This is a genomic window from Pseudomonas sp. D3-10 (assembly GCF_051132175.1).
Classification (GTDB): domain Bacteria; phylum Pseudomonadota; class Gammaproteobacteria; order Pseudomonadales; family Pseudomonadaceae; genus Aquipseudomonas.
Genome location: NZ_CP071668.1, coordinates 2,462,518 through 2,481,825, shown reverse-complemented (window position 1 = coordinate 2,481,825; position 19,308 = coordinate 2,462,518). Strand labels below are relative to the sequence as shown.

16 protein-coding genes are annotated in these 19,308 nt (G+C 60.5%); 7 read left to right on the top strand and 9 right to left on the bottom strand.

The features are described from left to right. Positions 1–198: 198 nt before the first annotated feature. The 3 genes from glcD to glcF are packed head-to-tail and all read left to right on the top strand — an operon-like array spanning position 199 to position 3,983. Positions 199–1,698, top strand: coding sequence for a glycolate oxidase subunit GlcD (glcD, locus tag J3P90_RS11440; protein WP_434647880.1), 1,500 nt, complete (start codon positions 199–201; stop codon positions 1,696–1,698). Continuing rightward, on the top strand, positions 1,698–2,762 hold the full coding sequence (glcE, locus tag J3P90_RS11435) for a glycolate oxidase subunit GlcE (protein WP_434559271.1): 1,065 nt from the start codon (positions 1,698–1,700) through the stop codon (positions 2,760–2,762). Before glcD ends, glcE begins: the two co-directional genes overlap by 1 nt. 3 nt (positions 2,763–2,765) lie before the next feature. Next, complete coding sequence (glcF, locus tag J3P90_RS11430; RefSeq protein WP_434676386.1) at positions 2,766–3,983, top strand: glycolate oxidase subunit GlcF; 1,218 nt, start codon at positions 2,766–2,768, stop codon at positions 3,981–3,983. Between the two features lie 52 nt (positions 3,984–4,035). On the opposite strand, the gene J3P90_RS11425 is transcribed toward glcF, so the two are convergent. Then, positions 4,036–5,202 carry an MFS transporter gene (locus J3P90_RS11425; RefSeq protein ID WP_434676385.1) on the bottom strand — a complete coding sequence of 389 codons (1,167 nt, stop codon included), beginning with the start codon at positions 5,200–5,202 and terminating at the stop codon, positions 4,036–4,038. 94 nt (positions 5,203–5,296) lie between these two features. On the opposite strand from J3P90_RS11425, the gene J3P90_RS11420 reads away from it, so the two are divergent. Continuing rightward, positions 5,297–6,190 carry a LysR family transcriptional regulator gene (locus J3P90_RS11420; RefSeq protein WP_420763640.1) on the top strand — a complete coding sequence of 298 codons (894 nt, stop codon included), beginning with the start codon at positions 5,297–5,299 and terminating at the stop codon, positions 6,188–6,190. Positions 6,191–6,215: 25 nt separating this feature from the next. Here J3P90_RS11420 and J3P90_RS11415 read toward each other — a convergent pair whose 3' ends face one another. The 3 genes from J3P90_RS11415 to J3P90_RS11405 form a co-directional block, all read right to left on the bottom strand. Next, positions 6,216–6,761 (bottom strand): cytochrome b, encoded by a 546-nt coding sequence (locus J3P90_RS11415; RefSeq protein ID WP_420763639.1) that lies wholly within the window; start codon positions 6,759–6,761, stop codon positions 6,216–6,218. Positions 6,762–6,891: 130 nt separating this feature from the next. Next, complete coding sequence (locus tag J3P90_RS11410) at positions 6,892–8,214, bottom strand: APC family permease (protein ID WP_434647887.1); 1,323 nt, start codon at positions 8,212–8,214, stop codon at positions 6,892–6,894. 161 nt (positions 8,215–8,375) lie between these two features. Next, complete coding sequence (locus tag J3P90_RS11405; RefSeq protein ID WP_434676384.1) at positions 8,376–9,194, bottom strand: DMT family transporter; 819 nt, start codon at positions 9,192–9,194, stop codon at positions 8,376–8,378. 198 nt (positions 9,195–9,392) lie between these two features. Between J3P90_RS11405 and J3P90_RS11400 the strand changes: the two genes are divergently transcribed. The 3 genes from J3P90_RS11400 (at position 9,393) to J3P90_RS11390 (ending at position 12,785) form a co-directional block, all read left to right on the top strand. Then, a complete protein-coding gene (locus J3P90_RS11400) occupies positions 9,393–10,100 on the top strand; it encodes a TetR/AcrR family transcriptional regulator (protein WP_434676383.1) in 708 nt (235 codons plus the stop codon). 73 nt (positions 10,101–10,173) lie between these two features. After that, positions 10,174–10,563: a DUF2946 family protein gene (locus tag J3P90_RS11395; protein WP_434606155.1), complete on the top strand. Its 390-nt coding sequence runs from the start codon at positions 10,174–10,176 to the stop codon at positions 10,561–10,563. A 71-nt stretch (positions 10,564–10,634) separates the two neighbouring features. Continuing rightward, positions 10,635–12,785 carry a TonB-dependent receptor gene (locus J3P90_RS11390; protein WP_434676382.1) on the top strand — a complete coding sequence of 717 codons (2,151 nt, stop codon included), beginning with the start codon at positions 10,635–10,637 and terminating at the stop codon, positions 12,783–12,785. A 111-nt stretch (positions 12,786–12,896) separates the two neighbouring features. Here the strand turns inward: J3P90_RS11390 and J3P90_RS11385 are convergent, their stop codons facing one another. The 5 genes from J3P90_RS11385 to J3P90_RS11365 form a co-directional block, all read right to left on the bottom strand. Beyond that, positions 12,897–13,823 carry an AEC family transporter gene (locus J3P90_RS11385; RefSeq protein WP_434676381.1) on the bottom strand — a complete coding sequence of 309 codons (927 nt, stop codon included), beginning with the start codon at positions 13,821–13,823 and terminating at the stop codon, positions 12,897–12,899. 188 nt (positions 13,824–14,011) lie between these two features. Further along, entirely contained in the window at positions 14,012–14,890 is an 879-nt protein-coding gene (locus tag J3P90_RS11380; protein ID WP_434559287.1) for a LysR substrate-binding domain-containing protein, read from the bottom strand. Between the two features lie 45 nt (positions 14,891–14,935). Next, positions 14,936–15,304, bottom strand: coding sequence for a RidA family protein (locus J3P90_RS11375; RefSeq protein ID WP_434651133.1), 369 nt, complete (start codon positions 15,302–15,304; stop codon positions 14,936–14,938). A 164-nt stretch (positions 15,305–15,468) separates the two neighbouring features. Next, positions 15,469–17,454: a M10 family metallopeptidase C-terminal domain-containing protein gene (locus tag J3P90_RS11370; protein WP_434676380.1), complete on the bottom strand. Its 1,986-nt coding sequence runs from the start codon at positions 17,452–17,454 to the stop codon at positions 15,469–15,471. A gap of 73 nt (positions 17,455–17,527) precedes the next feature. Beyond that, positions 17,528–19,228 (bottom strand): AMP-binding protein, encoded by a 1,701-nt coding sequence (locus J3P90_RS11365; protein ID WP_434676379.1) that lies wholly within the window; start codon positions 19,226–19,228, stop codon positions 17,528–17,530. Between the last annotated feature and the right edge of the window lie 80 nt (positions 19,229–19,308).

Below are 19,308 nucleotides of genomic sequence, written 5' to 3'. Positions count from 1 at the left end.
ATGTAATCGTCCGTTCGCACATGCTGATAAGCCATTGCCCTATAAGGCTTTTACCCTATAGCCCATGAGAACCGGCTCAAAGAACTGGTTCGACCAGCTGAACACCCCATAGACAGTAGAACGCGTCGGCCTAATGATGCAAGTCAGCCGTATCGGAACAGACCTCTAATAAAAACAACCGAGTGTCGCCTACGAACGATGAATATTCTCTACGACGAACGCGTCGACGGCGCCCTGCCTGACGTCGACAAAAACGCGCTGCTGCAAGCCTTGCAAACCCAATTGCCCGATTTGGAAATCCTGCATCAGCGCGAGGAGCTCAAGCCGTACGAATGCGACGGGCTCTCCGCTTACCGCACCACGCCCATGCTGGTGGTGCTGCCGCGCCACATCGAAGAGGTCCAGGGCGTGCTGCGGCTCTGTCATGAGCGCAAGGTCCCCGTCGTTGCCCGTGGCGCCGGCACTGGTTTGTCCGGCGGTGCGCTGCCGCTGGAAAAAGGCGTGTTGCTGGTAATGGCGCGCTTCAACAACATCCTGCACATCGACCCTGCCGCCCGCACCGCACGGGTCCAGCCGGGGGTGCGTAATCTGGCGATTTCCCAGGCGGCCGCGCCGTTCGGCTTGTACTACGCGCCGGACCCCTCCTCCCAGATCGCCTGCTCGATCGGTGGCAATGTCGCGGAGAACGCCGGTGGCGTGCATTGCCTCAAGTACGGGCTGACCGTCCACAACCTGTTGAAGGTGGACATTCTCACCGTCGACGGCGAACACCTGACGTTGGGGTCGCAGACCCTCGACTCACCCGGGTTCGATCTGCTGGCGTTGTTCACCGGTTCCGAAGGCATGCTCGGGGTGATCACCGAGGTCACAGTCAAACTGCTGCCCAAACCGCAAACGGCCAAAGTCCTGCTGGCGGCCTTCGACTCGGTTGAAAAGGCCGGCCGCGCCGTGGGTGACATCATTGCCGCCGGCATCATCCCGGGCGGCCTGGAAATGATGGACAACCTGGCCATCCGCGCCGCCGAGGACTTCATTCACGCCGGCTATCCGGTAGACGCCCAAGCCATCCTGTTGTGTGAGCTCGACGGCGTGGAGGCCGACGTCCACGACGACTGCGATCGCGTGCGCCAGGTATTGCAGCAGGCCGGCGCCACCGAAGTGCGCCAGGCTCGCGACGAGGCCGAGCGCGTGCGTTTCTGGGCTGGACGCAAGAATGCGTTTCCTGCGGTGGGACGCCTCTCGCCGGATTACTACTGCATGGACGGGACCATACCGCGCCGGGAACTGCCCGGAGTGCTTCGCGCCATCGCGGCGTTATCGGCCGAACATGGCCTGCGGGTGGCCAACGTTTTTCACGCGGGCGACGGCAACATGCATCCGCTGATCCTCTTCGATGCCAATCAACCGGGTGAGCTCGATCGCGCCGAAGCCCTGGGCGGCAAGATCCTCGAACTGTGCGTGAAAGTCGGTGGCAGCATCACCGGGGAACACGGCGTGGGCCGGGAAAAGATCAACCAGATGTGCGCGCAGTTCAACAGCGACGAGTTGACCGTGTTTCACGCCGTCAAAGCCGCATTCGATCCGAGCGGACTGCTCAACCCTGGCAAGAACATTCCCACGCTGCATCGCTGCGCCGAGTTTGGCGCCATGCACGTCCACATGGGTCAGGTGCCCTTCCCTGAACTGGAGCGTTTCTGATGGGCAGCGAACATGATTTCGACGACAGCGCAGCGCTGCTGCAGCAGGTCAACCAGGCGCTGGAAAGCGCCACCGCGCTGCGCATCCAAGGCTCCAACAGCAAAGCGTCACTTGGACGCAGCGTCGCCGGTGAGGTCCTCGACACGCGCTCGCACCGAGGCATCGTCAGCTACGATCCGACAGAACTGGTGATCACCGTTCGCTGCGGTACGCCACTGGCTCATCTTTGCGAGGTGCTGGACGCGGCGCAGCAAATGCTGCCTTGCGAACCGCCCTCCTTCGGCGAGAACGCCACCGTGGGCGGCATGATTGCCTGCGGGCTCTCAGGGCCCCGGCGCCCCTGGTCTGGGTCGGTGCGCGATTTCATTCTCGGCACACGGGTCATCACCGGTCACGGTAAACACCTGCGTTTCGGTGGCGAAGTCATGAAAAACGTCGCTGGCTACGATCTGTCGCGCTTGATGGCCGGCAGCTACGGCGCGCTGGGCGTGGTGACCGAAGTGTCCCTAAAGGTCCTGCCAAAACCGCGGCAAACGTTGAGCATCAGCCTGGAAATGGACGCCGCCCGGGCCTTGCTGCGCCTCGCGGAATGGGGCCAGCAACCCCTGCCCATCAGCGCGGCGTGCCACGATGGCGAGCGCCTGCACCTGCGGCTCGAAGGTGGCGAAGGCTCGGTCGCCGCGGCCCGCGACCGTCTGGGCGGCGAGTGGCTGGACTCTTCGTACTGGCAGGATCTGAATGAACACCGGTTGAGCTTCTTCGATGAGGACCGCCCCCTTTGGCGCCTCGCCGTGCCCAATGGCACGCCTCGACTGCCCTTGCCGGGCGTTCAGTTGATCGATTGGGGCGGCGCCCAGCGCTGGCTCAAATCCGCTGCCGAAGCGCCCTTTATCCGCTCGCTCGTCGAACAAGCCGGAGGGCATGCCACCTGCTACACCCCTGGCGTGACCGACACCCCCTTCCAGCCGCTGCCCGACGCGCTGATGCGCTACCACCGGAACTTGAAGCAACAACTCGACCCGCGTGGCATCTTCAACCCCGGTCGCCTGTATGCGGAGCTCTGAACCATGCAGACCAACTTGAGCGACAACGCCCGCCAACTGCCTCGCGCCGAAGAAGCCGAACGGATTCTGCGAAGTTGCGTGCACTGCGGCTTTTGCAATGCCACCTGCCCGACCTACCAATTGCTGGGCGATGAACTGGACGGCCCGAGGGGGCGCATCTACCTGATCAAGCAGGTGCTCGAAGGCAACGAAGTGACCCGCAAGACCCAGGAACACCTGGACCGTTGCCTGTCATGCCGCAACTGCGAAACCACCTGCCCCTCCGGCGTCGACTATCACAATTTGCTGGACATCGGTCGGGCGGTGGTGGATGCGGCAGTCCCACGCTCACCCGGCCAACGGCTGTTGCGCGAGGGATTGCGCGGCGTGCTGCCCAATCCAGGATTGTTCAAAGGGCTGGTGAGCAGTGGCCAGGTTTTCCGTGCCGTGCTGCCCAATGCGCTGCAAGCCAAACTGCCTCGCAACACTCATCGGGCAAAGCCACGACCGACCCTGCGCCATGATCGGCAAGTGCTCATGCTCGAAGGCTGCGTGCAACCGAGCCTGTCGCCCAATACCAATGCCGCCGCCGCCCGGGTACTGGACCGGCTGGGAATCAGTGTCACCCCGATTCGCGAGGCCGGCTGCTGCGGTGCGCTGGATTACCACCTGGATGCCCAGGCCGCCGGCCTCGATCGAGCCCGACGTAACATCGACGCGTGGTGGCCGGCCGTCGAAAGCGGTGCCGAGGCCATTGTGCAAACCGCCAGCGGCTGCGGCGCCCTCGTCAAGGATTACGGGCATCTGCTCAGCACCGACCCAGCGTATGCCGACAAGGCCGCAAGGATCAGTGCGTTGTCCAAGGACCTGGTCGAAGTACTGCGTGACGAGCCACTGGACAAGCTCGGCGTGCACAGCGATCAGCGCCTGGCCTTCCACTGCCCCTGCACCTTGCAGCACGCGCAAAAGCTTGGGGGAGCGGTTGAAGCCATCCTCGAGAAGCTCGGATTCAACCTCACGCCGGTGCCCGACAGTCACTTGTGCTGCGGCTCGGCGGGCACCTATTCGCTGACCCAACCTGCACTGTCCCGGCAACTGCGGGACAACAAGCTCAATGCGCTGGAAAGCGGACACCCCGAGATCATCGCCACCGCCAATATCGGCTGCCAGTCCCACCTCGACGGTGCTGGCCGAACCTCGGTCCGGCACTGGATAGAATTGGTCGAAGCCGCGATGCCTTGACCGAGCACTGGGATTCAACAGGCTTCGCGGCCCGCTTGTATTCAACCCCCGGTCACACTGCAGCAGCCGCAACCACCCTGGAACGCCAGGCAAAAGCCAGCACCATCAGCAACCCCAGGGCCGCCATCGCTGCTCCGGCCAGGGAGATCGCCGGATAACCCAACCCCGCGTTGATCACCGCGCCTCCCAGCGCCGCGCCAATCGCGTTGCCCAGGTTGAAGGCACCGATGTTTACCGCAGACGCCAGGTTAGGCGCGTCCTTGGCGGCTTCCATCACGCGCATCTGCAAAGGCGGCACCAAGGCAAAGCTGGCGATGCCCCAGATCAGGATGGCTACCGCGGCCGGCAGCGGCCAGCGCATCAGCACGGTAAACGTCAGCAGGACAACAATCAGTATGCTCAGCGATACGATCAGCGTGCGGTCTATCGAGCGATCGGCGGCCTTGCCGCCCCACATATTGCCCAGCGTCAGCCCGACACCGAACAACACCAACATCGCGGTGATGAAAGGGGTGCGAGCATGGGTCTCGCTGCTCAGGATCGGGGCGATATAGGTGAAGACGGTGAACATCGCACCTGAACCGACAACGGTCAGGGCCAATGCCCCCAACACCGGGCCACGGCCCAGCACCCGGATTTCCGCCAACACACCGATGCTTTGCGGCGTCGGCACGTTGGGCAGGGCGAACCACAGCGCGGCCATCGCCGCCACGCCCAGGCCAGTAATGCCCCAGAATGCCGTGCGCCAGCCGAACAGTTCGCCAAACCAGGCGGCCAGCGGCACACCGCCGATGGTTGCCAGGGTCAGGCCCATGAACATGGCCGCGACCGCTCCGGCACGTTTCTGCGGCGCGACCACGCTGGCAGCGACAATAGAGCCAACGCCAAAGAACGCTCCGTGATTCAGTGAGGTCACCACCCGGGCGATCATGAGGCTGTAGTAGTCGGTCGCCAGCGCTGACATCAGGTTTCCGAGGGTGAAAATCGCCATGAGCCCGATCAGCAGATAACGTCGGGGAATCCTGCCGGTGGTCAGGGTCATCAACGGCGCGCCGAGCAGTACGCCGAGGGCGTAAGCACTGACCAGCAGGCCGGCGGAGGGAATGGAAACGCCAAGATCCGCAGCGATGCCCGGCAACATGCCCATCGGCGCGAACTCGGTAACGCCGATGCCAAAGGCACCAATGGCGAGTGCAACAAGCGGTGGATTGATACGCATGGAAGTCTCCTCATCTATGTCGCAAATGCTACGATGCGGACTTTCAAGGCGGTAGATAGCCTTTCTGGCATACACCTTTGCGTGCGGAGCACAAATGGACTTCAACGGCAGATCAGGGGAAATGGCTGTGTTCGCCACGGTGGCGCAGGAAGGCAGCCTGTCGGCCGCCGCGCGCGTATTGGGGCTGACGCCCTCGGCGGTCAGCCGGACCATCGCGCGGACCGAACAGCGTCTGGGTACCCGCCTGCTGTTGCGCACCACGCGGGCGATCACCTTCACGGCCGAAGGCGAGGCTTACCTGCGCGGCGCTCGGCGGATCCTGGCCGACATGGCCGAGGTCGAAGAAGCCGTCGCCGACCAGGGCGTGCCCCGGGGCCGCTTGCGCGTCAGTGCCGCCCTTGGCCATGGGCGGCAAGCCATCGTTCCCTTGGTGGCGGCCTTCAGCGCCCGCTACCCGAACATCGTCGTCGACCTCACCCTCGGCGACGAAGTGGTCGACATCCTCGGCGGCCAGGCCGACGTCGCGGTGCGGTTTGGCCACTTGCCCGACAGCCCACTGACCGCGCGCCGGATCGGCGACACCGGCCAGGTGGTGGTGGCTTCGCCCGCCTATCTAGAGCGCCATGGCACACCCCAGGAACCGGAAGACCTGCTGCAACACAACTGCCTGCGCTTCAATTTCCGTCGCGCCGAACCCAACTGGCCGTTCATCCGCGACGGCGAAGAATTTTCCCTGAAAGTCACCGGCAACATCGAATGCAGCAGCGGCGAGGCGCTGGCACAACTCGCGCGTGTGGGCGCCGGCATCGCCCGTATCGGCGAGTTCACCGTGGCCGAGGATTTGCGACGCGGCGATCTGGTACCGCTACTAGGTGCCTGGAACCCCGGGGACCGGGAACCGATCCACGCAGTTTTTGTTGGCGGGACGGCAATGCCAGCGCGGGTGCGGGTATTCGTCGATTTTCTGCTGGAGCATCATCGACTGTGAGCGTAGCCCGGGGGGACCAGGCGGCCTAGCGTCCGAACATTCGCACCAGAACGTCGCCTTCCCCGCCACGCCGCCGATGGATCAGCACCATGGCGACGTGGCCGATGATCAGTAGCAGCAGCAACCAACCCAACCAGCTATGCAGGAGGTTCGCGGGCAACATCATCCATTCGACTTTTTCATCGAAACCCGGCATCAACGGAATGCCCAACGGTGAAAAAGCCCGCCCGGAGCCGTATTGCCGGACCAGTGCGATCAGCGGAATGATGATGACCAGGGCATACATCGCCAGGTGTCCCAGTGTCGCTGCGATGCTCAGGGACGCGGGCCTATGGCCGCGATTGTGCAAGGACCAGCACGCCCGCAGTATCACCAGAAGTATCAATACGAACCCGAGTGTCTTGTGGGTGCCCCACAAAAATTTCTCGACGGCCGTGTCCTCCAGTAGAAGATGGGAAAACGCCGTAGCAAATTGCCACGCAAGCAAGGCGGCCATTGACCAGTGCAGGAAACGACTGACTGTTCCGTAGCGAACATGGCTGTCGTGTAGTTGCCAGTTTGATGAAGTCATCGTGCAAGCCCAGTGAGTGATCAGCCCAATGATAGATCATGCTGTCGGGTGACGGGCCGTTCTACGGCCGTACCCTGCCGCAATCAAGCTGCTTGGCTGTAGCCTCGCGTTCCTGCCTGCACTGCCCCGGCTAGTTTGGCTTCGCAACGGTAGGCACGGTCATCCGAGCAAAGACATACAGCAGCATGCCCACCAGAATGAGTGCCCCGCCGCGCAGCCAAGTGCCCATGTCTTGCTGACTCAGCAATACGAGACAAGACAGGATGGCTAGCACGGGTACCCACGTAGGCGTCTGATAATGCTCTTGTGCGACCTTGTCCTTGCGTAACACCAGCACCGCTATGTTGGTGCTGAGGAAAACGAACAGTAAGAGCAGAACCACGGTTTGCGCCAGGGTAGCCAAGGTCCCCGTGAGCGTCAGTGCGATTGCTACGAGGGTCGTTGCGACAATGGCCGCCCACGGCGTGCGCCGGTGGGGCAGTACCTTTTCCAGGGAGTCTGGCAAGAGGCCTAGATTTGCCATCCCATACGTGAGACGACTGGCCATGATCATGGTCAGCAGCGCCCCGTTGGCCACTGCGATGAGCGCGATGAACGCGAACAGGCGAGGCGGAATATCTAGCCCGGACGCACGGACCACCTCAAGTAACGGCGCCGAGGTCGCGAGCAGTTTCTCCGTGGACAGTACTGACGAGGCTGCGACCCCAACGGCCATGTAAACGACGCCCGCGGTTATCAGCGCCGCAAACAAGGCGCGGGGGTATACCTTGCGGACGTCCTTGATCTCTTCCGCGAGGTTGGCGGAAGTCTCAAAACCCACGAACGAATAGAACGCGAGCAACGCAGCGCCCAGGACGGCGAGCATCGGGCTGACTCCAGGCTTGAATTCCAGCGACCTTGCGAGTTGCGCTTCGCCAGAACTGAAGAAACTCCCCGCCGCGACGATGACCAGGATCAGCCCCGACAGCTCGATCACGGTCATCACCATATTCGCCCCCAGGGATTCCTTGATTCCTCTGGCATTCAACAGCGCGATGACCAACAAGAAAATCAGGGCAGCGACGTGGGCGGGTACTTCAATGAACGCTGCAAGGTAGTCCCCCGCGAAAGCCAGCGAGAGACCGGCAGCGCTTGTCACCGCCGCGGCGAGCATGCAAAAACCGACCAGGAACGATATCAACGGTGATTTGAAAGCCTTTTCGGCAAACACTGACGCTGCGCCCGCGTGAGGGTATTTCGAGACCAGTTCGGCATACGAACCCGCCGTCAGCATTGCGAACAATAACGCGATCAACAACGGCACCCAGATCGCGCCGCCGACTTCCCCTGCGATGGTACCCGCCAGCGCATAAACGCCAGCGCCCAGCACATCGCCAAGTATGAACAGAAACAGCATCGGCCCCGTGACAGCGCGACGCAAAGAGGTCTTGGATTGGGACGTGTTTACTTTCATTGAAGGCTCTGTCACAGATGTGAATGCGCGAAGGTATTCAAGCGTCATGCCTGCGCACAACGTCTGCACCAGTGGAATGGATTCGTAGGGTAAAAGTTCACTAAATCACCCGTGACCTACTCAGCCCATAGCCAAACGAACGGTTATCCATCCAATGCCAACTAGCCGTGCCGTTTGCTACCCAGCACCAAAGCAACACCCCCCAGCACGGCGACGGATGCCAAGACCATCCTTACGCTCAGGCTTTCACCCAGAAATACGATACCCGCCAGCGAAGCCAGGATGGGCACGCTCAACTGCACCGTCGCGGCTTGAAACGCCGCAAGATGACGCACCGCGACATACCAGACCGCGTAGCCGACGCCCGACGCCAGCGCGCCGGAAAGAACCGCATAAAACACACCCAGCGCATCCCAACGCAGCGTTGAGAGAAACGGCAAGCTTGCCATCAGGACCAGGGGAATCGACCGCAGGAAATTGCCGGTTGTGGTCGCCAGCGGATCGGCGACAGTTTTGCCAAGCAGCGAGTAGATTCCCCATGCCAGCCCCGATAACAGCATCGTAAGCGCGCTAACGGGGTCGGGAGCGGCTGCGCCTGGCAGCAGCAGACTGACCAGGCCAGCCATCGCCAACACAAACCCAACGATTGCCCGCGTATGCATCCGTTCGCCTTTGAACAAGCCGAACAGAACCATGCTCAGTTGAACCGCGCCAAACAACAACAGCGCCCCCGTCCCGGTCTCCAAATGACGGTACGCGAAGGAAAAAGCAAAGACGTAAACGAACAAGGCTGCGGCGCCCTTCCAACTGCCTTTGGTTAGGGTTGAGGACCGCCTCATGAGGCACATCAGCCCTAACACCGAGGCCCCGCTGACCAGCCGGACAACGCTGAAGCTCGCGGCATCGATATCAGTGTGCTTAAGCGCCAGGCGGCACAGCAATGAGTTAGCGGCGAAGGCGAACAGGGCGAAACAGGTCATCGCTACCAATCTGGCCGATGCTGACGAGTTGGACGCCAGTGTGGGGTGTTTGCTTATTGTCATGGTCGATCCCAATGCCCAGGCAGGCTCTTAGAACGTTCGACGCCACCGCGCCCGTTGAAACACGTTCAACTACGCTGGGCTTATAGTCGTCTCTGTACCGATCGGTCAATACAACTATCTTCCTACGACCCTCGGATGAGCTACTCCCGTTTGTATCCTTCAACGCGCACGCATGGGTATGATTGCCGCTCAACCGGTTGGAAATGGCCCATGGGAAAAAAGAACGCCGTCGTCGCTGCCGAACCTGCTGAAACCAGCACCAAGGAGCGGATACTGAAAGTCGCTGCGCAATTGTTTTCGACGCGCGGGTTTCACGCGACCGGCATGGCTGAGTTGGAAAAAGCCACCGGCCTGGCTCGAGGCGCGCTGTATTACCACATCGGCAGCAAGGAAGAGCTCCTGTTCGAGATCACCAGCCGGTACTTGCGGGTGCTCATCGCTGAGGGCACGCCTCTGTGCGAGAGTGACCTGCCCGCGGAGGATAAATTTCGCCAGTTCTCGGCCATTGTGATGCGCACGATTGTCACTCACCTGGCCGAAATGACGGTATGTTTCCGGGAGGTGTATTCCGTCATTGGCGAGCGCCAGACCGAGTTGCTCGACCTGCACCGGCAGTATGAAAAGCTCTGGTCGCAAATCCTCAAGGCCGGCGTGAACGAGGGGACCTTCCGTACAGCTGACGCGTTGGCCGTCAAGGCTATCCTTGGCATACACCATTACAGCTACTTGTGGATCAAGCCCGGCGGCCCGCGCTCGCCGGAATCCATCGCGACGTTTTTCTGCGACACCCTCCTGCCCGGACTGAAGGTTGAGCAAGGCAGTCCCTGTAGGTCGGACTGTTGAAAAGCCCACTGACGGGTCAAAAAATGTAGAATCCGCTCGCCAAAAAACCGTTCCTTCTCAACGAGCTTTGCTGATGAAGCTGGCCAGCCGCAAAAAATCGATGATTGCCTGGGTGCTGTATTTCAGCGTCCTGTTCGCATCGTTGCTGTGCGCGATGGGCCACGGGCAAATGGCCGGCTTGCGATTGAGCGGTTTGGACGGCGGACTGCTTTGCTCCACAGGCGGCGGTGCAGTCTTCGAAAGCCTGCATGATGCGCCCGCCCCGTCACTGCCCGTCGAGGCTGATTGCGTCATTGCCAGCCTGTTCGGTGCGATCCTGCTCGCGGCGTTCTTCGGGCTGCTCGCCTTGCTTGCCGGCGAACCAGCCTGGCCCTTGCCCGCACAACCTACCCGTTGCTTACCCAGGCAGCGCTGGCCCCTGATCAATCCTCGCGCCTCCCCCGCCCTGCTTCCCTCGCCTTGACATCATCACCACTAGCCGCTGCCTGACGCGCGGTCGGTGTGTGCTCATCGAATTAAGCCAGGAAGCTATTCATGTTTCGCTTGACTACTTTGGCGCTGCTCGCGGGCAGCACCTGCGCGTGGGCGCAAGACACAACCCTGAATTTACCCACCAGCTATATCAACGCCTCGGCCGACCAGCCGAAACCGGCGACCAGCCTGGACCTGGACACCCCCATCGAAAGCGGCTCGCGTCTGAACCTCAGTGCCCGGGAAAACCCGGCCTCTGTGAGCGTGGCCGATCGCAAGACAATGGAACGCATCGGCGCGCGCAACTTTCAGGATGCGGCGAACGCTCTGCCAGGCGTAAACGCTTCTGCACCGCCCGGCTGGGGCGGCTATGTGTCGTATCGTGGTTTCAACGGTGCCCAGATCAGCCAGTTGTTCAACGGCATCAACCTGCAATACGGCGGCGCAGCGCGTCCGGTCGGCGCATGGATTTATGACCGGGTGGAATTGCTCGGCGGCCCCTCCTCGTTCCTCAACGGCAGCGGTGCCGTGGGTGGCAGCCTGAACGTGATCACTAAGCTCGCCAACCGCGAGGAAGATACCTTCGAGGGCCGGATGAGCTACGGTCGCTACGACACTTGGGAAACCGCAGTCGGCTTCAATAAGGCGCTCAACAGCGGTGACGGTCCACGTCACTATGCGCGGCTCGACTACAGCCGCACCAGCAGCAACGGCTACATCGATCGCCAGGAGAACGGTGCGGGCAACCTGGCCTTCTCCCTGCTCAGCGACATCAACGACCGACTCTCCCATACGCTGGCGATCGAATACCTGGAGGAGAAGGAAGACAGTCCCTACTGGGGCACGCCGGTATTGCAACCGCTGTCCGGCAAGTTGCACATCGACAAGCACAACCGCTTCAACAACTACAATGTCGAGGACGGTCGTTACGAGCAGCGCACCCGCTGGATACGTTCAATCACCGACTACCATCTGGACGACAACACCCAATTGCGCAACACCTTCTATCACTACGACGGCCAGCGCGATTACCGCAACCTTGAGGTCTACCGCTACAACAGCGACAACAGCGCCATCGCCCGCTCCGGCGGTTACCGCCAGCGGCACGACCAGGAGGTCAACGGTGACCGTATCGAGCTGACTCACCAGGCTCAGCTGTTCGGCCTGGCCAGCGATTGGGCCCTGGGCGTGGATTACAACACCAACCAGCAAACCAACTACCCACTGTCCAAAGGTGCCTTCGATACCATCGACCCAAATGGCTTTGAGCCGGGCCAGTTTTTGGACATTCCGGGGATGGACGCACCCCGCGCTAAAGGTCGCAGCACCTGGACCGATACCTCCTCGGCTTTCGTCGAGAACCGTACGCGCCTGACCGAACAACTGGCGCTGATCACCGCGCTGCGCTATGACCACATCGACTTCGAGGTCGTCGATCATGTGGCCCAGGCCAGGCTCGACAAGCGTTGGGATGCAGTCACGGGTCGCGTGGGCCTGGTGTACGACCTGACGTCCAATGTCAGCCTTTATACCCAATACAGTACGTCGGCCGAGCCGCCGGGAGGCACGCTGACCAGCGCCTCCATTGCCCAGGTGGGCGATTTTGACTTGAGCACCGGTCGCCAAGTCGAGGTGGGCAGCAAGTTCGATTTTCTTGACGGTCGCGGCTCGGCCACCGCCGCGGCCTACCGCATCGTGCGCAAGAACATCTCCGTCCCCTCCTCGACGGTGCCCAACACCACCGAACAAGCGGGTCAGCAAACCTCCACCGGCATTGAGCTGGCAGCGTCGTTCAAGGTCACGCCCAAGCTATTGGCGGCCGGCAACGTCACTTGGGTCAGGGCCGAGTACGACGAGTTCAATGAAACCATCGCAGGCGTCGTGCACTCACGCAAAGGCAATAATCCGGTGAACATTCCAGATCGGGTAGCCAATCTCTGGCTGACCTATGACGTGGCTCCTGGCTGGCAACTCGGGGCCGACGCGCGCTACGTGTCGTCGGTTTACGCCAACACCGCCAATACGATGTGGGTGCCTTCCTACACCCTGTACGGCCTGTCCATGACCCACGACCTGGACAAACACCTGCAACTCAGCGCGCGCCTGCGCAACCTGACCGACGAGGTCTATGCCCGTTTCATCCACCAGAGCAACACTCAATATTACGTGGGGGAACCCCGCAGTCTGGAAGTCGCCATGCAGTGGAAGTACTGACAAGCCTGAACGCACTGCAACAAGTCGTCTGACGGCCTGACGTGTCTGATTATGAGTCGGAGCGCAGGCCGTCCCGCGTTGACTAGCCTGGTAGCATGGCTGAGAGCGCGCTCAAATCCACTGGGTCATCACGAGGATGACAGCTGGAAGTGCCAGTCCCGCCAGCATGGTCTGGCAAGCAATGATCCCAGCCATAAGGGGGGCATCCCCTCCTAACTGCCTTGCCATGATGAAGGAGGACGAGGCCGTGGGCAGTGCTTGGAACAGAAGTGCTGCAACCGCGGCCTTTCCTTCAAGTCCGAATAGGTGGCACGCCCAAAGTGTCACCAGCGGCATGATTAAAAACTTGGTCAGCGACGAATAACCAACCGGACGCCACCATTGCCTGATGCTTGCGAACTCAAGCGCAGCACCCACGCAGAGCAATCCGAGCGGTAGTGACATTTGTCCCAAGGCTTTGAGCATCGGCTCAATGCCCACAGGTAATCCCAAGCCCGAGAATTGGATCAATCCGCCGGCGAAGCACGCAAGTATCAGCGGGTTCAGTGCCAACTGTTTGAGGACTTTGCCCAATGGCATCCTGCCGCCTGAGCCGTACTTTGCGAAGACCAATACACACAAAATGTTCACACTGGGCACGATGGCCGCGTTCGCGACCGCGGCCAGGGCTATACCCTGCACACCGAACAAGCCCGCAGCTGCCGACACACCCACGTAATTATTGAAACGTATCCCCCCCTGAAAAACCGAAGTGAACGCAGCATCGTCCGTGGTGATCAGCGATCTGGCGCTCAACAACATTAGCGATACCACAACAGTCGAGAATACGAGCACCGAAACCATGCTTTGAAACGGCACGCCATCAAGGTTGGCGGTCGCCAGTCCGTGAAAGAAAAGAGAAGGCAACAACACGTAATACGCCAAGCGTTCCGCCTGCGCCCAAAAAGTATCCGCCAGAAACTGACAATGCTTGAGCCACGCGCCCAGCACGATCAATAGCGCGATGGGCAACAAGGCAGTCAGCAAGGAGAGGGTCATGCGCGTGCCTTGATTTTCTGTGCCAACGGTTCGCATTCCACAATCCGTCGGCTCATCAGCGGCATGTCTACGGTAGGTCTACTGATCATGGTGCCCCCAAGAACTCAATGACTGAGGACCACGTTAAGAGGTCGAACTCCAAAATAAAAACGGTTTAAACTTCAGCGATCAACAAGTATTACTCATGGTTAATCGGGCAAGACATGGGCTTTCACCGCGTTCGCCAGCGCTGCCGCCAGTCGCGCAAGCGGACGATCTTCGCGCTCCAGCAATACCACACGCCTGGTTTTTTGAGGGATGCCGAACGGTTGAACGGCCAGTGTTTTCAAGCTTATGACTTGATGCCGGGAGAGCGGAACGATCGATACGCCCAACCCGCTTGAGACCATCTTGATAATCGCATCCTGGCTATCCAGCTCCATGCTGGTCTCCACACGCAGCCGCATAGCGCGAAGCTCTCGCTCAATGGTTCGACCTGCCCAGGCGCGACGATCGAATCGAATGAACGGCTGGCTTTTGAGTAGAAGCTTCAAGTCCTCATGCGCGTGTGATACCGGCGCGATGATCCAGAACCCTTCCTCGTAAAGGACTGTGCTTGCCAGGCCGTAAGGGTGTGGTTTTACCGGTTCGGTGGTGATCGCAACGTCAAGCTCGCCCGCCTCTACGCGCGTGGCCAATTCGGCGGACATTCCCGACGCAACAGTGATGCGCAGGTGAGGATGTTCGGCACGCAATGCCGACAGCGCGAGAGGCAACACGCTCGCCAGCGCTGTATGAATGGCACCGATTCTAAGCCTGCCGCGCAACTCAGTGTCGCCTCCAATCTCGGACGAGATGCCGTCGTATAAGGCTAGAATTTCTCGCGCGCGCTCAACGGCAATATGCCCAGCATCCGTCAGCACCGGCAACCGCCGTGAGCGATCAAACAGAAGTGTATTGAAATCTTCCTCCAAAGACCGGACGTGAAGGCTGATCGCTGACTGGGTCAAATGCACGGCGTCCGCGGCCCTAACAAAAGAACCGTATTGGGCAATGGCAAGCAGTGTTCGAAGTGCGCGTAGAGACATAGCCATTAATTCTGGAGATTGATGGCCGAGCTTGTCATAAAGGGATCAAGCATCAAGGGCAGGTTTCGCTGCTATTACCATGATCTCAACCAGCACCTCGGGTCGCGCCAGATTTGCCTGAACAGTGGCCCGTGCAGGAGCGCAGTCGGTTGGAAGCCAAGCATCCCACACTGAGTTCATCGCCGCGAAATCACGATCAATGTCTTTAAGCCAGATCTGTGCGCTCAAAAGCTGGTCCTTGTCGCTGCCCGCCAACGCCAACAAGGCTTCGATTTTGGCCAGCACCTGCTGCGTCTGCTCTTCGATGCCAGCCTGTAGATCAGTAGGTACCTGGCCGGAGAGATAAAGCAGATCGCCGTGACTAACCACACCGGACATCCGCGCGTTGCTCTGAAAACGTTCAATCGTTGCCATCGGTTTTAATCCATGAACTGGGAATATTAAGGTCGGGCCGTCAACCAGCCGAACCATACGCTGGGCACCACCAAATGCCAAGGTTATGCCCAGCGCAGCTGGATTGACATCCAAGCGGGCCTTTCATGCCAACGCCTTAGGCCCGGAACAGCCAGGTTTGCGTTTCACGCCAGCGAGTCAGCCACTCCGATCAGTTGAAAGACCTCCTCTTGCGGGGGCTCGGCGAAGATGATGTTCAAGTCACGGTAACCGGAGTGATCCCCGACCAGGCTCAACTCGAATCGAGCCCCTGATGCGTCGGCTTCGTAGCTCTTCAAGTAAGTCAGGTTCTTGGCTTCATTGACAACCACATCCAAGGTGCCGTTGTACCCATTGCCGAGTCGGGTAAAGCCCAAGGCGGACACATCGATCGTGTCTTCACCCGTGGTGTAGTCCATCAGGCGGTCAGTGTGGTTTTCGGTGGCGGTACGGTAGCTGTCGCTCAGCAGGTCGAAGCGGAACACGTCGTTGTTGCCGCCACCGACCAATTGGTCCCGGCCTTCTGCGCCAATCAATACGTCATTGCCTAACGCTCCATAGAGGCGATCATCGCCCGCGTGCCCTTCGATGATTTCGCCTCGGGCGTTGCCTTGTAAACGATCGTCCCCTTCGGTGCCCACCAACCTGGCTTGCTGGAACAGGACGTTGGTTTCATCCAGCGTTTGGCCCAAATTACCCTCGAAGACCACTTCGAAGCGTTCCCCATCCGCGTTGGCCTCGAAACTCTTGAGGTAGGTCCGCGTCCCGCTTTCATTGACGCGTATCGCCAGCGTTCCGTCATAGCCATTGCCTAGCCCGAGGAAGCCCAGGGATGAGAGATCGAGGGTATCGGTGCTGGGGTCGAAGTCGGTGATTCGGTCGCTATGGGCGGTGGTTGCGGTTCGGTAACTGTCTGCGACTGACTCGTAACGGAACGTATCGGCACCGGCCCCGCCCGTCAGCAGGTCACGACCTTCCTGGCCATCGAGCAGATCGTTACCGGCCCCGCCAGAGATCGCATCGTCGAATGACGCGGTACCGGGCAAGAAATCATCATCGCGGCCACCGTCGACGTGGTGATAGCCGTCGTCGGGATTGCCAAAGCTGTGGTCCAGGCTACCGTCGGGGTTCAACTGAACCAGGGAGGCCAGGTAGCCGTCCGCGCTTGTACCTTGGCTTGCGCCAATCAATACCTTGCCGTTGGCCAGCACAATCATGTCGGCGATCGCAAAAGGAGCGTTTTGCGAGCCCCAACTCACCTTACCCTGGTCACCGAAGCTGCTGTCGAGCGAGCCGTCGGCGTTGAGTCGGGTGACGGTCGCCACGCCCCCCGAGGCGCCCGCCAGCAGGATTTTGCCGTCATCCTGGATGACGAGGGCATCCGCATGGACATCCAGGGCCAGGCTGCCCCCGTTCGCGAAGCCGCTATCCAGGGTACCGTCCGGGTTGAGGCGGGTCAGGGTATCTTGCCCTGTGACCAATACTTTCCCGTCTTCCTGCAGCGAAACGTCGATCGTGCCGCCGGGGTGAATGCCGACGGAGGCTGGCAGGTGCAAGACCCCTGCCTCTGCGAAAGACGGGATCAAGGCCCCCGTCGCGTCGAAGCGGGCGATATAGATCTCCCCGGAGGGATACCCCGCGCTTGCGAAAAAGCTTCCGTCGCGTTGCACGGAGAACGACGCTTGCTGGCCTAAATTGTCATTCCAGTAAAAAGGCACGATCGCGGTGCCGCCATTCCCGAAACTCGTATCCAGGCTGCCGTCCGCCAAGGTGCGACTTATCCCCGATACCCAGGCGTCGCCGACTTGCACGTACTGCGCCACCAGGTAACCGCCTCCCGGCTGCACCGCGGCATTACCGCCGTCCTCGATATCGAGCGACACAGGAAGAAGCGATTTACCGTCTCCACTGAAGCTGCGGTCCAGGCTACCGTCGGCATTGAACCGGACCAGGCTACCGGTGAAGCCCGAGTCCTCTTCGCCTCCCAATCCCAGGCGACTGTAAGCGCCCAGCCAGATAGCACCGTCCGGATCGACCGTGATACCTGCGACAGTGTCCGAGCCCCATAAGGTGGTGGCAACCATGCCTGTGTTCCGCGCCGCTGCAGCGGCGGGCGAAATGTCCTGACTCATGTCCATGTCTCCTGTAGCTATTAGGCGCCAAAAACTATAGACATGGGTCAGTCAGGTTGCCACTTTTCATCCCTCAACCGCCTATCAAGGGCATCGGCGAACCGGGCGTTCCCAGTTCCTCTACGCTGATTTCACGCATGCGGAACTTCTGCACCTTACCGCTGACGGTCATCGGAAAGTTGTCAACGAACTTGAAGTGGCGTGGCGTCTTGAAATGAGCGATCCGGCCCTTGCAGTAATCGCGCAGCTCTTCAGCGCTTGCCTGGTGTCCCTCGTGCAGCCTGATCCAAGCAACGATCTCTTCCCCATAGACCTTGTCCGGAACACCGATGACCTGAACGTCTGCCACCGAAGGATGGCTGAAGAAGAACTCCTCTATTTCGCGCGGGTAGACGTTCTCGCCCCCTCGAATGATCATGTCCTTATTGCGCCCGATGATCTTCAGATAACCCTCGTCGTCCATGATTGCCAGGTCGCCGGTGTGCATCCAGCCCGCATCGTCGATGGCCTGCGCGGTCGCCTGCGGGTTGTTCCAGTAGCCCAGCATCACGCTGTAGCCGCGAGTACACAGTTCGCCAATCTGACCGCGAGGAACGACCCGGTTCTGTTCGTCGATAACCTTGCTTTCCAAGTGCGGCTGGGTGCGGCCGACACGGGTGACTCGGTGTTCGATATCGTCGTCCGGCCCGGTCTGGGTGGAGACCGGGCTGGTTTCGGTCATGCCGTAGGCGATCTGCATCTCCTTGAGGTGCAGGTCTTCGATCACCCGCTTCATGACTTCGATCGGGCAGGTGGAGCCGGCCATGATGCCCGTTCGCAGATGACTCAAATCCAATGACTGGCGCTGCGGGTGGTCGAGCATCGCGATGAACATGGTCGGCACGCCATACACGCCGGTCGCTTTCTCCTGTGCGGCGGCCCGCAAGGTCTCCAGAGGATCGAACGCCGCACTGGGGTAGATCATTGTCGTTCCGTGGGTGACACAACCCAGGTTACCCATGACCATGCCGAAGCAGTGATACAACGGCACCGGTATTACCAGCCGGTCTTGCTCGCTGAGCTTCAGGCTTTCACCGACCATAAAGCCGTTATTCAGGATGTTGTAATGGCTGAGGGTGGCGCCTTTAGGGAATCCGGTGGTCCCCGAGGTGTACTGGATGTTGACCGGATCGTCGAACTGCAATTGTTCGCCGCGTTCGCGCAATTGCTCCGGAGCCACTCGTTCCGTCAGGTCTCGCAACCCCTCCCATGACAACATACCGGCGGCTGGCGCATCGCCAAGGCTGATCACGCCCCGCAACTCAGGCAACCGGCCACTTTGCAGTTCGCCTACGGCGCAGCGTTGGAGTTCGGGCAGCAGATCATGAAGCATCGCGTGGTAGTTGGAGGTCTTGAACGAATCGGCACAAATCAGCCAGCGGCACCCCGACTGCTTGAGGGTGTATTCAAGCTCGGTCAGGCGGTAGGCCGGATTGATGTTCACCAACACCGCTCCCACCTTGGCGGTTGCGAATTGGGCAATGCACCATTGCGCGCAGTTCGGCGACCAGATGCCGACCCGTTCACCGGCCTTGAGGCCCAGCGCGAGCAATCCTCGTGCGCAACAGTCCACCTCCTCGGCCAACTGTGCCCAGGTGTAGCGCAGCCCTTGATGCCGTACGACCAACGCTTCGCGATCGCAGAACCGTTCCACCGCTCGGTCGAACGCCGCGCCAATGGTCATCGCCAGCAAGGGTGTGGTTTGCGGTCCACGGGTGTAACTGGGGACACTCATATCTGTTCTCTCTGTACGATCCAAATGTGGTCCGGGGTTTCAACCACGGCGCTTTGTTGAATGGCTTGCCCTCTTTGTTT

Coding starts and splice junctions, on each gene's coding strand:
- J3P90_RS11400 (WP_434676383.1), top strand. CDS start 9,393: ATGAGCTACTCCCGTTTGTATCCTTCAACGCGCACGCATGGGTATGAT.
- J3P90_RS11385 (WP_434676381.1), bottom strand. CDS start 13,823: ATGACCCTCTCCTTGCTGACTGCCTTGTTGCCCATCGCGCTATTGATC.
- J3P90_RS11390 (WP_434676382.1), top strand. CDS start 10,635: ATGTTTCGCTTGACTACTTTGGCGCTGCTCGCGGGCAGCACCTGCGCG.
- J3P90_RS11375 (WP_434651133.1), bottom strand. CDS start 15,304: ATGGCAACGATTGAACGTTTTCAGAGCAACGCGCGGATGTCCGGTGTG.
- glcD (WP_434647880.1), top strand. CDS start 199: ATGAATATTCTCTACGACGAACGCGTCGACGGCGCCCTGCCTGACGTC.
- glcF (WP_434676386.1), top strand. CDS start 2,766: ATGCAGACCAACTTGAGCGACAACGCCCGCCAACTGCCTCGCGCCGAA.
- J3P90_RS11380 (WP_434559287.1), bottom strand. CDS start 14,890: ATGTCTCTACGCGCACTTCGAACACTGCTTGCCATTGCCCAATACGGT.
- J3P90_RS11425 (WP_434676385.1), bottom strand. CDS start 5,202: ATGCGTATCAATCCACCGCTTGTTGCACTCGCCATTGGTGCCTTTGGC.
- J3P90_RS11395 (WP_434606155.1), top strand. CDS start 10,174: ATGAAGCTGGCCAGCCGCAAAAAATCGATGATTGCCTGGGTGCTGTAT.
- J3P90_RS11365 (WP_434676379.1), bottom strand. CDS start 19,228: ATGAGTGTCCCCAGTTACACCCGTGGACCGCAAACCACACCCTTGCTG.
- J3P90_RS11420 (WP_420763640.1), top strand. CDS start 5,297: ATGGACTTCAACGGCAGATCAGGGGAAATGGCTGTGTTCGCCACGGTG.
- glcE (WP_434559271.1), top strand. CDS start 1,698: ATGGGCAGCGAACATGATTTCGACGACAGCGCAGCGCTGCTGCAGCAG.
- J3P90_RS11410 (WP_434647887.1), bottom strand. CDS start 8,214: ATGAAAGTAAACACGTCCCAATCCAAGACCTCTTTGCGTCGCGCTGTC.
- J3P90_RS11370 (WP_434676380.1), bottom strand. CDS start 17,454: ATGAGTCAGGACATTTCGCCCGCCGCTGCAGCGGCGCGGAACACAGGC.
- J3P90_RS11405 (WP_434676384.1), bottom strand. CDS start 9,194: ATGACCTGTTTCGCCCTGTTCGCCTTCGCCGCTAACTCATTGCTGTGC.
- J3P90_RS11415 (WP_420763639.1), bottom strand. CDS start 6,761: ATGACTTCATCAAACTGGCAACTACACGACAGCCATGTTCGCTACGGA.